Genomic DNA, 10,886 nt, shown 5'->3' with positions numbered 1-10,886 from the left:
TCGTCGACGAGGGCCGTCGCCCCGCTCTCGAACGTCACGCGGTAGCGCACGGGCGCTCCCCCACGTGCCGGCGGACGGTCACGCTGGCGTCGCGGGGGAGGATGACCACTCCCCCGCCTACCGCCGGGATGCGGACGTCGTCCGTGCCAACGTGCGCCGCTTCCTGTGCGGCCCTCCACTCCCGGCCGTGGCGGGTGAAGACGTCGTGGCGGTTGATCTTGTACGCGACGGTGTGGACTTCCTTCAGGATGCTCACAGCTACCCCTAGAGTGAGTGACTGACGTGATGGTCGGAGCCCCTGCGCGCGCAATTCGCAGGGGCCCCGACGCTGCTACTTGACCGGAATCAGGGCTTTCGGCACAGCCGATACACCGTGCCGGTATACGTCACCTTGCTTCCACTCCCAAACCCTTCCGAATCGGTCGGTGATGGGCTGCGGAGCGGAGGTGGTGGACTCCACCTCGTCACACCACTCACTGAGTTCGGTAAGGATCCGGGCTACGCCACCAACCGGCCTGCTGGCCTCTCGCACGACGTGGTCGGCGCAGACGTAACGCACGAACAGGCGGTCGGGACGGTGCTCCACAGCGTCCGCACCGCAAACCCGCGACGGCAGGCCGTAGCGGTTCAGCTCCGTCGGGTGCTGACAGGCGCCGGTGACCTCGTGAGCGGGAACGTGCTCTTCGCTAGTCGCTTCGACGGTCGGCGCGACGCTCGCGCGCTGCTCTACGCACCAGCTGTGCCGACAAGCCTTACCGATTTCCTTCGCGTGACCCTCGTCGCACATCTCGAAGGTGCCCGGCGCGTACCACTCCGCGGCCCACCGGTCGCCGTTGACGGGCTCCTGGTCGATGAAGTCGATCGACCGGCGCATGTAGTCGAGGGCAGACTCTTCGTTACCGAGGTGCCTGCCGAGACTGACCCCGTTGACCGAGTGCTGAACGTAGCCGTACTCACGGCCCTTTGTCGTCTTCAGCGTCCGGCCCTTGTAGGTCTCGGTCTTCATGTCTGCTCCTCCGTGAGTCCCTGTTGTGACTCCATAGTCACACAGTTATGGCGTACGCCACAACTCATTCGCCAAAGAAATCCACGCGCTCCCCCACTCGGTCCGTGTGCCCCGCGCGCTCCTCCGGCGGCAGCCACGGCGCGATGATCTCCGTCGGCCCGTACTCGACTACCCACGGCGTCGGCTGCATCGGCTCCGTCTGCGTCTCGTGCCGGCCGTAGCCGACCAGCGCCACGACCGAGGCGGCGAAGAGCGCCAGGCCGACGAAGATAGGGCGGTAGGGCAGCTCGGGGTACTGGAGCCGACTACGGCGTACCGACGATGCCCAGACGCTGTGCCCGCGCCCGTCGCTGACGTGGTACGGCTCCAGGATGTCGCTCTGCATGTCGACGGCCCTCAGTCGGCCCCGGGTGCCTTCTCGGGTGTGGCAGGGAGTTGTGGTTACGGTGACGCGGTCTCCAGTGCGGAGAGGGCGAGAGGACATGACGTCTCCTAGCTTTCGGGCCAACGGTGCTTGTCGGCACACTCGACATGGGCGAAGAGAACTCGCCCCCGGATGCGGCCGACAACACGCATGGCTCCGTCCCGGTTGCCGGGGCAGTAGGTGCAGTCGAAGCCGTCCCACTGGTCAGGAGTCAGTTCGTCGGCCGGCGGAAGGTCGTAGGGGTAGAGAGACACAGTGCCTCCACGTCCATTGGGTGGTTTCTCGAGTGCCCCGCCGCGGATTCGAACCGCGCGCCCGCCGGCGGAGAGCCGGAGGGTGAAGCCTTTGCGGGGCGGTCGTTCAGGCGGTGGATCCGCCGGCGTAGTAGCGGAAGAAACTCACGGCTTCAGCGTTCCGGTACGCAGTCATCTCCCGCTCCGCGTCGATGCCGGAAAGCTCCAGCGTCTGTGTGACCTCGGCGCCCTCCTTACGTGTGAAAGTCCACGCTCCTGGGTGCACCTCTTCTACGTAGACACGGATGTTGTCAGCGTCTCGGCTCTTGAAGATCGGGAACTTCATCTCTCCCCCTACGGCCTGCCTCATCAGCGCGGGGAGGCCATCGTTTGCGGATGCCCGAAGGTCGGCTCGGGTGCCCCGGCCACGCCCTGACGGTGCCGGGGCGGGTTTGCTGTCAGTTGCCGGGGCAGCTGTCGTAAGCGCAGCGAGGGTGCCAGGGGCAGACCTCCCCCGCTTCGGCGTCCGCGTGCTGGGAGCGGAACTTCAGGGCTGCACGGTCGCCCTCTGCTTCTGTATCGAACGGCCCTTCCAAGTAGGTCGCGCCGTTGTCGGCAAGCACCGCGTACGTCATGGCCATCTCCCTCTGTGGTTCGAGTGCCCCGGGCGGGAGTCGATCCCGCGCCCTCACGGCTGGATGCCGGGGCGAAACGTTCAGTCGCTCACGCTGTTCTCGGCGGCGTGCCTGCACTCGCGGCCTTCGAGAAGCGCGGTAAAGCACGACTCACACTCGATGTTGAAGCGGTTGGTCTCGGCGCCACAGCAGGGGCACATTGGCGGTCCTCTTCTCTGTCAGAACCAAGTCCGTGAGTCCCTGGCGTGACTCCATGGTGACACAGTTATGGCGTACGCCACAAGTCCTAATGTCAGTGCCCGATGGCGAACCGCAGCAGACTCGACTGATCTCCCTGCCGCACGGTGCCCCTGGAGTTGATGACCTCCAGCTGCCACGAGCCGCCCACGCGGTACGCCTTGGCTACGGCACACGCGTTGCCGGAGCCCAGCAGCGACGGCCAGATGTCCGCCACTTGCTCCGGCCGGCCGTCGGAGGCGTCGTACACCTTGAAGCTGACGTTCGTCGCCTTGTCGAAGGACGCGCCGCGCTTGAAGGCGGCGCAGACGAAGACGATGGACGTCACGTGCGGCGGAATGCGGCTGAAGTCGACGGTGATCGTCTCGTCGTCGCCGGCCCCGTGGCCGGTCTGGTTGTCCCCGCTGTGCACCACGGCGCCGTTGCTGAGCGGGTCGAGGGAATCCAGGCCGGCAATGCGCACCGGGTCGTCGCCCTGCATGAGAATGGCTACGGCGTCGAGGTCGGTACCGCGCGCCTTTCGGGCCCATCCGACGATCCCACCAGAACCGCCGCCCGTGGTGTCCCACGATGCGCCGATGGCCATCTTCGTCACGCCGTCCAGGTCCGCGGCGCCGGTTTCCTTGGTCAGGGTCAGGGTCATGGTCTCTCCTCTGTGTTGGGCTACTAGCCGGCCAGGAAGGCGGCCAGGGCGACGACGTCGGCCCCCGTGTGGGCGGTGCCGGCGAGAAGTTCCTTCGCGCGGGTTGCGAGTGCTTCGCGGGAAGTGGTTTGCGGGGCGGAGAGCCCCTCTACGTCGTCCGCAGACATCCACATCGCGTATTCATCGCCGTCCCACCGGACGTAGTACGGAAGAGAGGAGTCGTGCGCGTCGTATTCCATGACAGTGCCGATCCGGTGGCGGTCGATTGCGTGCTGTACGCGGCCGCCCTCGCTGAACACCGTCATCGCTCGCCACCGCCCGTCAGGAACGCAGCTACGGCCAGTACATCGAACACGGATGCATCGGGGCCGGCGAGGGTTCGCGCTTCGAGGTAGAGGGCGGCGCGGGTGGAAGGGGCGACGGAAGGGACGGGCTTCACTACGCGCTCTATGCTCTCGCCGACGAAGTACCAGAAGCCGCCTTCACCGTCGTCGACCACATATCGAGGCGTTTCGGGGGCGCCCTCGATGCGCGCCACGCGGAAGACGTCACCTCGCAGCACGTCGGCATGTTCAGCGCCGTCGGCCAGTACGCGAACGTCGTCGCCAACCTTGATCGGTGCGTCGACGGCGGACGTTGCCTCAGCGGCAGGCGGCGCTTCTCCCCCATCGATCTCATCCGCCAGGGCCAGAATGCCGCGGGCGAAGGCGCGGGCGTCGGCCGCGGGCAGCGAGACGCTAGCGCCGTCGTCGCCTTCGTCGAAGGCATCCAAGTGGACGCTATCCCCCACGCGGAGGGCCTTCATGTAGTCGTCCTTTGCCCAACGGCACTGAGCGCGGTAGGTCTCGTCCACAGTTTCTCCTCGGTGAGTTTCGTAGCTCCGTAAGGTGCCTTACGGAGGTCAGGTCAGCAGCTCGTCGACGTCGGGGGCAGCGTCGCTCAGCTCGTCGACGGCGAGGCGGACGTCGTCGCCCCACAGGGCCGCCTCGTCGGCGCGGACCCCTTGGACGTCGTATGCGTCAAGAGAGGGAAGTCGGGTCATGATCACTCCTCGGTTATAGTTCTGTCCGTGCCTCACGCAGCAACGCTTACGGCTTCCCGACGTCGGTAGGTGCGCGTGAGGTCGAGGTCCATCAGCCCGGCCACCCGACGTGCGGAGTCCTTGCCGTCCTTTCGAAGCTGACGGAGGGTCGCCGGCCGGATTCCAAGCTCGTCCGCAACCGCCTCATCGGGCATCTGCTGCGTGCGGATGCCATAGAAGGCGCGCAGGGCGTAGGACTGACGCGGAGAGATTTGCGTCAGCAGCCAACGCGCGAAGTCCCGACGGTCGGTGTCCGACTCCGTGTCGACGACGTCCGGGATGTCGTCCGCCAGGGTGCGCCGGTCGCCGTCGCTCTCGTCATCCGACACGGGGGCGTCGAGAGAGATTCTCGGGTGCAGCGTCTCCAGGCACGACACGAAGACCTCACGTGACATGATCTTTCGGGAGTCAGCGCTCATCGACAGGAGCATCCACGCTCCCTCTATGTCACCCTCGCTGGTCCACAGGGCGCGGCGGACGCGGAGAACCGCCGTCGGGTCCACGGTGAGGGAGGTCGTGGACCGCACCCAGTGCTCAGCCACGGCACGGCGGACGCTGGCGTACGCGTAGCTACTGAGGGAGGCGTCAGAGGTCGTGTCGTAGGCGCGGAGGCAGGTAATCAAAGCGGCCCGCGCTTCCTGATGCAGGTCTTCGACGTCAGTCCGCGAAGCGGCGGGAGCTACGGATCGAACGATGCTCATCAGTACGCCGTCGTACTCGCTGATCACGATCCACATGGCGTTCTGGTCGCCTCCCTGCGCGGCTCGTACGACCTCGATGTCTACAGACGCCTTCGTCATGTCGATCTCCTTCATTAGCTGCTTGTGTGGGAGTAATGGGGTGGAGAGGAGTGCATGTCAGAAGTGACTTATGTGACCTAGGCCACACAAGAGACCTGAGCCCGGGTACGACAAAGCCCCCGTCCCTCGCGGAACGGGGGCAGGTCCGTAAGGTGCCTTACGGAGCTAGCTCGTCAGGTCATACATTGGGATACCCAAAGCGCCGGCCATCGTGACGTCGGCGCTGGCAAGCGGGCAGACTGCCCAGCCGGCGAGGCGGTAAAGGGCGTGAACGTCAGCCCATGGGATGTGGTGTGCGCTGACCAGCAGGGCACCATGAAACCCGGCCAGTTCGGCCAGTTCCTCACACTCTTGGACCGTGACCTGCGGTCCCGTCATGACGATCATTCAGACCCCCGTGCTGCAAAATCGTCCCCTTCCCATCGGGCTAGGGCGCGATCCATGGATGCGGTAACGCCCAGCACGTACGCGGTGGCAGCAGCGAGATACGGGGCGCCGATCTTCAATTCGTCGTGCAGCGCCTGGCGTGCGCTGTCTAGTGCGATGTCCTCAGTGGGGCGCGACGGGCCCCGGGTTGCGGAGCGGCCGGTCTCGTCCGGGGCCGCCCGCGGATTCCGACTGCGTGCGGTCTTAGCGTCGTCGTATGCAGCGGTCAACTGGCGTAGCTCGTCGACCGCTCTCTGAAGGCGGTTGATCAGCTGTGACAGGGGATGTCCGCTGGTGTGGTCGAAACCGTAAGTGACGCTCTGCTGTGGCGCAATTGCCGTGCGGTTGGTATATGCCAAGTCGTTTGTCAAGATTCGCCCCCATCTGTCCTGGTTAGAAAAAGTTGGGACCGCCGTACAACTTATGGCGTACTCCCCATCTGACCTGCCGTTATGACGTACGCCACAGGACAACCTTCAACGGTTCACCGTTACGCAACCGTAATCTTATGGAGATCCTGTGAACCGGAATCAGCCACTCCTCAACCGCTCTGCATATCCGGAGAGTTGCACTCCGCTGAGGAAGGTCCAGCTAGAAGCCCCAGCCAGTCCGCTATGTCCTGGTCGCTCTTCAGGCGGTTGCAGTCCCGGCAGGCCGGCGCGATGTTGCTCCAGTCGTGAACGCCGCCCTTTGCAAGCGGATTCACATGGTCCATTTCGGCTTCCACCGACCCACCAAACGGGGCGTCACAGTAGGCGCATGACCAACAGTCCAGCTCCTCCAGGAGACCGAATACGTCGCGTCGAGTGGGGCCACTAGGGGGCTCAGGCTTACGCATGAGGGGAGCAATCGTGACAACTCTCCTGACAGGTCGGAACCCTGAGAGTCGGTTCTCTACCGGCGCTCTAGGAGCCGATGTCACTCTCTGTGTTGTCGATGCAGGACCCCTCATCGGAGTCACTTCCTTGCCGTCTCGGCAAGTTCCGCGGCTTCCGGGTTCGCCGCGTACCAGGGGTCGTTGTCGATCATCGTCCGTGCCTTCTTCATGTAGAGGGAGCCCCATGACGACCCGCCAACCTCCGGATCGGTGCCGAGCGGGATGCCACGGAGGGTCATCGTCATCGCCTCCCCAATCTCCCGGGCCACGTCGTGTGCCTCGTTGTCAGTGGCGTCTGCCACGATCTCGTCATGCACCGGAAGCAACACGTGAGAGGTCAAACCACGCGCGTGGATCTCCAACAACCCTTCGGCAAAGATGTCCCGGGCCGTCGACTGGATCTCTCCGTTGAAGCTGGCGTACGCGGCGTCACGGTCGAAGACCAGCCGGCGTCCCGACGGTGTGCGAAGCGTGTAGCCGTTGCGGATCACCTTGCTCTGCAAGCTCCGGATGTAACGAGCCAACTGCGGGTAGGTCCGCTTGTAGCCCTTGACGGCGTCCTGTGCCGCAGCCAGGGACAAGCCCGTCTGAGCAGCTATCGTCTTGGCCCCTCCCCCATAGGCAACCCCCAGCTGCACCACCTTGGCGACCTTGCGTTGTCCGGGCGTGAAGTCGGGGCCGTAGACGCTCGCGGCCGTGAGGTTGTGGAGGTCGTCACCGCGGAGGATGGCTGCGGTCATCCTCTCGTCGCCGGACAGGGCCGCCATGACGCGAGGCTCCACCGACGAGTAGTCGACGGAGATGACCCGGTGTCCGTCGTCCGCTACGACGGCTCGCCGTACGAGCCATTTGCCCGATGGGAGTTGCTGGAAGGGCGGGTCACTGATGGACATACGCGCAGTTCTGGCGGCAAGTGCCCCGATCTTCGGGTGCACGCGATCATTCTCGTCAGCGGTCCGAAGCATGGCCTCTGCGTAGGACGTGCGCCACTTCGACGCCCGCTTACTGCGCAGTACTGCCATGGCGAGCGGGTTCGGTGTCCGGCTGCCGATGGGCTCCCATTCCTTGTCCACGTCCGCCAGCCGCTTCAGCACCGTGCCGTTCACCTGTACGGCGCCCCCGTCTGTCCGCTCGGGGATCACCTCTCCCATGCCCAACAGCGCTTCCGAGAGCTGCCGAGTGGAGTTCACGTTGGCCACGCCGTACCTGGCGGCACGACCGGCCCACTCCGCCGACTCGTCCAGAAGGTGTGTAGAGAGCTGGGTCGTGTAGTCGCGGTCGATCCGCATCCCGCGGCGCTCGATGAGGGCGCAGACGTAACCGACGTCGTGCTCGAAGGGGATCAGGCCGGGATTGACCCCCAGCTCCTTGACGCGGGCCTCCACGAGCGGCAGCAACCGCGACGTCAAGATGACGTCCCCGCCGGCGTAACTGAGGTACAGCGGATTGTCGATGTCGATGTGCGCCCACCCGGTGTCCTTCGTGTGGCCGATCTTGTGGAACTCGCCTATCAGCCCCGCTTGGGTGTCGGGCGCGGACGGATCGACGTAGTGGGCCGCAGCATCCTTCAGTCCGTTGCCCACCCCGCCCTGATCCCGTCGGCGGGGATCGGACAGGTGGAGGTGGATGTAGGTGTCGAGCGTCTTCGGCGCCAGCATCTCCAGGGAGGCGCCGGGCAAGTGCCTGTCGGTAGCCAACATGTCGAAGTTGCGGTTCTGCATGGAGAGGGCGGGAAGCGTCCGAAGGGCCCATGCGGCAAGACGTCGAAGGTCGTCGCCCTTCTCCACCTGAAGGACCCACGCCTGATCCGGGGTGCCGAACTGCGCGGTACGGATGCGGAAATCCTTGGAGAAGGTGGCAAGCCCCGTCGTCTCGGTGTCATACGCCATGCGCCGACCAGAGTTCGCGACGTCGAGTACGTAGCGCTGGAAGTCGCGGAAGTCTTCGACGGTCTGAGGTACGTATACCGGGATCGGCTCCCCCAACACAGGGAACGTGTGCGTGATCATGCTGCCTCCTTCGTCTGCCCGAAGATGTCCGTCGATCCGTCCGGCTCGTCCACGCCCTCAGCGGTCCGGTTGGCTAGCTCCCGTTCCACGTCGGTGGCCAGACGAACGCCATCGAAGCCCCACTTGCCCTGCGCGCCGGCACGCCGCTTTGTGAACCCGCGGCTCTCCAGCTCTACGCCCAGCGCCCAGCCGGACAGCACCTCCTTACGGCTCAGCCCCGCGTCCTCCGCCCACTCCGCGTAGGCACGCCGGACCGCCATCGGAGCCACCCGCGCGCCTGACTCCTGAACCAGCCGAGCGGCAATGAACTCCGCTAGACGGTCTTCGCTCTCGCGGTAGTCCTGCGTCGCGGTGGCTACGGACGAGGGCTCTCCCAGTCCGTTGGCGTACCACTCCACGGCGCCCGCCACGGCCCACGCGAGGATGCCTTCCGCCTCCGCACGGAGCTTGGATGGAAGCGTGATGTCCTTGTTGCCCAGTGCGTAGGAGAACGTGGCGTCGAACGGGATCAGCTTGACTCGCCTCCACGTCCCCTCGTCCTGCGAGAGAATCGCCGGCTTGAAGTTCCCGGCGACAAGGAGAAGGAACGACGGGACGTAGGTGAACGGGTTCTGGTTCAGGAACCGACAGGTGATCGGGTCTCCGCCGGTGAGTTGCTTGACCAGTGCCTCCGCCAAGCGGGAATACTTCTCCGTCTCGCTGGCCGTCACCAACCGGGACCCGCGAAGAGCTGCAAGCTCTGGCGACGCCTGGCCGACGGTCACCGACTTCTCGAAGGTGCTGAACTGCGTTGCCTGCACCACGCCGCTGAACACGTGAATTAGAGCGTCGAGGAACGCCGACTTCCCGTTGCTGCCTTGTCCGTGAAGGAAGGCGAAGCAGTGTTCCGACGTCGAGCCGGTGATCCCGTAGCCCACGAGCCGACGCATGAAGGCCGACAGGTCCGTGTGTCCCGGAAACACCTCCGTCAGGAACAGATTCCAACGCTCCGCGGGCGCGTCGGGGTGGTACGACACCCTTAGGCGCTTGGTGATCATGTCGGCTGGAGTATGCGGCTGAAGCTGCCCGGTTCGCAGGTTGATTGTGCCGTTCTCGACACTGAGCAGATCCTCACGCGCGTCGAAGTCCGCAGCCTGTGCGGGAACGCCGGGGACGGAAGGAAGTTCCTTCAGCGTGGCGTCGATGGACTTGTTCGTCAGAGCCTTCAGCGCCAGGCGCCGGTTCGCGTCGTCTCCGGAGGCAATCAGCTCGGCCCCCATCAGATGAAGCTGTCGCCGTACCTCAGCACCCCCCGACACCCAGATACGCCCGTCCCAGACGAGGAAGCCAAGTCCCGCGGCGTACCGAACTCCCCCGCCGTTGCGGGCCATGAAGTCCCTGAGGCGAACCGCCAGGCCAACGTCTGTGTTGTCGAACATCTGGCGGGCACTCTGACTCATCTCCGCAAGAGCGGCGTCCGTCGCGGGGACGTCTGGGGTTGCGGCCTTCGACGCCTCCGGCTCGACGACCGGGGCGGAGCGGACGGCACGGTGCAGTTCTGCGGGGAATGCGGTCACGTCGCGGGCCCTCCAGTCGGTGAGGTCGTCTCCGTCGTTCGGGATCTCAAGGCGACGCACCATGACGCCGGCGCGGACGAGCGCGACGGCAAGGGAGTCCGTGAACCCGGCTCCCGCGCGGTCCCGGTCGCCGCAGATGACGACGTCAAGATCCCGCAGCCCCCCCGCCAGTTCCGCGACAAGGGCGGCGTTGCGGGCGAGTCCAGCACCACGGATGGCCACGGCGTCGTATCCCGCGCCCACAGACGTCAGAGCGTCGCCGGGACCCTCGCAGATGAGTACGGTGTCGAAGCCTGCGCCGGAGCGCATCACCCCGTACTTTGACCAAGCCTTCCCGTCGACGTTCGTCAGGCCGACCCATCGCGCCGGGCACTTGCCGGAGAGATCGCGGCCCTGAAGTCCGCGGATCACACCGTCGAATCCCGCGAGCGGGACGGTGAGTCGCGGATACCGCGTGAAGGAGCCGGACAGCCACGGGGCCTTGAACTCCAGGTGGTGACTGAAGTAGCCAACCCCTAGTTCCTGCGCCGCCTCCACAGACAGGCCGAAGCGGTTGGTGAGGTACTCCTCCGCGTCGTCGACGTCCGGCAGCCAGGACGACGTCTGGTCGACGAACATCCGCAGTCCGGCAATCTCCGCCGGCCCGATCGTCTCCGGCACCTTTGCGCTGATGGTCCGCGCGCCCTGCCCGTCGACGTCGAAGAGCGCGGAGGCGGGAAGGGGGATGGCCTTCAGGATGTCCGCCTTCGCGCAGCCCGTCCGGCACACCATGAGAAGTACGCCGTCCTCTTTCAACGTGAGCTTCAGCGACGGGTGCGCGCGGTCGTTGTGCGCCGGGCAGAGGGCAAGGTAGCCGTCGTGGTCCTCCTCCACGCCCTTCAGCCGCGCAAGGATGTCGGTCAGTCGCAAGGTCTCTCCTCTCGCGGGTATGCCGAAGGGGCGCCCCGTAGGACGCCCCT

The 10,886-nt window shown here is 65.6% G+C and carries 16 protein-coding genes; all 16 read right to left on the bottom strand.

The annotated features are described in order from the left end of the window. Window positions 1-34: 34 nt before the first annotated feature. The 16 genes from OTB20_RS08650 to OTB20_RS08585 all read right to left on the bottom strand — a co-directional run bounded on the left by OTB20_RS08650 (window position 35) and on the right by OTB20_RS08585 (window position 10,836). Complete coding sequence (locus tag OTB20_RS08650; protein WP_267816104.1) at window positions 35-256, bottom strand: hypothetical protein; 222 nt, start codon at window positions 254-256, stop codon at window positions 35-37. A 75-nt stretch (window positions 257-331) separates the two neighbouring features. Then, window positions 332-1,006 (bottom strand): hypothetical protein, encoded by a 675-nt coding sequence (locus OTB20_RS08645; protein WP_267816102.1) that lies wholly within the window; start codon window positions 1,004-1,006, stop codon window positions 332-334. Window positions 1,007-1,070: 64 nt separating this feature from the next. Next, window positions 1,071-1,391 carry a hypothetical protein gene (locus OTB20_RS08640; RefSeq protein ID WP_267816100.1) on the bottom strand — a complete coding sequence of 107 codons (321 nt, stop codon included), beginning with the start codon at window positions 1,389-1,391 and terminating at the stop codon, window positions 1,071-1,073. Window positions 1,392-1,498: 107 nt separating this feature from the next. After that, window positions 1,499-1,684, bottom strand: coding sequence for a hypothetical protein (locus OTB20_RS08635; protein WP_267816098.1), 186 nt, complete (start codon window positions 1,682-1,684; stop codon window positions 1,499-1,501). Window positions 1,685-1,790: 106 nt separating this feature from the next. Next, window positions 1,791-2,009: a hypothetical protein gene (locus tag OTB20_RS08630; RefSeq protein WP_267816096.1), complete on the bottom strand. Its 219-nt coding sequence runs from the start codon at window positions 2,007-2,009 to the stop codon at window positions 1,791-1,793. 112 nt (window positions 2,010-2,121) lie between these two features. Next, entirely contained in the window at window positions 2,122-2,298 is a 177-nt protein-coding gene (locus OTB20_RS08625; protein ID WP_267816094.1) for a hypothetical protein, read from the bottom strand. A gap of 292 nt (window positions 2,299-2,590) precedes the next feature. After that, window positions 2,591-3,178, bottom strand: a complete 588-nt coding sequence (locus OTB20_RS08620) for a TerD family protein (protein WP_267816092.1) — start codon at window positions 3,176-3,178, stop codon at window positions 2,591-2,593. Between the two features lie 23 nt (window positions 3,179-3,201). Next, window positions 3,202-3,483 carry a hypothetical protein gene (locus OTB20_RS08615; RefSeq protein ID WP_267816090.1) on the bottom strand — a complete coding sequence of 94 codons (282 nt, stop codon included), beginning with the start codon at window positions 3,481-3,483 and terminating at the stop codon, window positions 3,202-3,204. Then, window positions 3,480-4,031, bottom strand: coding sequence for a hypothetical protein (locus OTB20_RS08610; RefSeq protein ID WP_267816089.1), 552 nt, complete (start codon window positions 4,029-4,031; stop codon window positions 3,480-3,482). Before OTB20_RS08610 ends, OTB20_RS08615 begins: the two co-directional genes overlap by 4 nt. A gap of 48 nt (window positions 4,032-4,079) precedes the next feature. Next, entirely contained in the window at window positions 4,080-4,220 is a 141-nt protein-coding gene (locus tag OTB20_RS08605; protein ID WP_267816087.1) for a hypothetical protein, read from the bottom strand. 32 nt (window positions 4,221-4,252) lie between these two features. Continuing rightward, the gene (locus OTB20_RS08600; RefSeq protein ID WP_267816085.1) at window positions 4,253-5,074 is read right to left on the bottom strand and encodes a sigma-70 family RNA polymerase sigma factor; all 822 of its coding nucleotides are present in this window, start codon (window positions 5,072-5,074) and stop codon (window positions 4,253-4,255) included. 150 nt (window positions 5,075-5,224) lie between these two features. Beyond that, entirely contained in the window at window positions 5,225-5,446 is a 222-nt protein-coding gene (locus OTB20_RS08595) for a hypothetical protein (protein ID WP_267816084.1), read from the bottom strand. Continuing rightward, window positions 5,443-5,844 (bottom strand): DUF7169 domain-containing protein, encoded by a 402-nt coding sequence (locus OTB20_RS42740; protein ID WP_420716358.1) that lies wholly within the window; start codon window positions 5,842-5,844, stop codon window positions 5,443-5,445. The genes OTB20_RS08595 and OTB20_RS42740 overlap by 4 nt, the downstream gene beginning before the upstream one ends. Window positions 5,845-6,026: 182 nt before the next feature. Further along, window positions 6,027-6,323: an HNH endonuclease gene (locus tag OTB20_RS42735; protein ID WP_420716351.1), complete on the bottom strand. Its 297-nt coding sequence runs from the start codon at window positions 6,321-6,323 to the stop codon at window positions 6,027-6,029. Between the two features lie 119 nt (window positions 6,324-6,442). Beyond that, the gene (locus OTB20_RS08590) at window positions 6,443-8,371 is read right to left on the bottom strand and encodes a DNA polymerase (RefSeq protein WP_267816082.1); all 1,929 of its coding nucleotides are present in this window, start codon (window positions 8,369-8,371) and stop codon (window positions 6,443-6,445) included. Next, window positions 8,368-10,836, bottom strand: a complete 2,469-nt coding sequence (locus OTB20_RS08585; RefSeq protein WP_267816080.1) for a phage/plasmid primase, P4 family — start codon at window positions 10,834-10,836, stop codon at window positions 8,368-8,370. Before OTB20_RS08585 ends, OTB20_RS08590 begins: the two co-directional genes overlap by 4 nt. Window positions 10,837-10,886: the final 50 nt, after the last annotated feature.

Origin of the sequence: Streptomyces sp. H27-H1 (assembly GCF_026627445.1) — a bacterium.
In the GTDB taxonomy this organism is placed as follows: Bacteria; Actinomycetota; Actinomycetes; order Streptomycetales; family Streptomycetaceae; genus Streptomyces.
Note: the sequence above shows the minus strand (reverse complement) of the source record. Positions and strands in the feature narration are given on the sequence as shown.

Coding starts and splice junctions, on each gene's coding strand:
- OTB20_RS08645 (WP_267816102.1), bottom strand. CDS start 1,006: ATGAAGACCGAGACCTACAAGGGCCGGACGCTGAAGACGACAAAGGGC.
- OTB20_RS08640 (WP_267816100.1), bottom strand. CDS start 1,391: ATGCAGAGCGACATCCTGGAGCCGTACCACGTCAGCGACGGGCGCGGG.
- OTB20_RS08630 (WP_267816096.1), bottom strand. CDS start 2,009: ATGAAGTTCCCGATCTTCAAGAGCCGAGACGCTGACAACATCCGTGTC.
- OTB20_RS08625 (WP_267816094.1), bottom strand. CDS start 2,298: ATGACGTACGCGGTGCTTGCCGACAACGGCGCGACCTACTTGGAAGGG.
- OTB20_RS08620 (WP_267816092.1), bottom strand. CDS start 3,178: ATGACCCTGACCCTGACCAAGGAAACCGGCGCCGCGGACCTGGACGGC.
- OTB20_RS08615 (WP_267816090.1), bottom strand. CDS start 3,483: ATGACGGTGTTCAGCGAGGGCGGCCGCGTACAGCACGCAATCGACCGC.
- OTB20_RS08605 (WP_267816087.1), bottom strand. CDS start 4,220: ATGACCCGACTTCCCTCTCTTGACGCATACGACGTCCAAGGGGTCCGC.
- OTB20_RS08600 (WP_267816085.1), bottom strand. CDS start 5,074: ATGAAGGAGATCGACATGACGAAGGCGTCTGTAGACATCGAGGTCGTA.
- OTB20_RS08595 (WP_267816084.1), bottom strand. CDS start 5,446: ATGATCGTCATGACGGGACCGCAGGTCACGGTCCAAGAGTGTGAGGAA.
- OTB20_RS42735 (WP_420716351.1), bottom strand. CDS start 6,323: ATGCGTAAGCCTGAGCCCCCTAGTGGCCCCACTCGACGCGACGTATTC.
- OTB20_RS08590 (WP_267816082.1), bottom strand. CDS start 8,371: ATGATCACGCACACGTTCCCTGTGTTGGGGGAGCCGATCCCGGTATAC.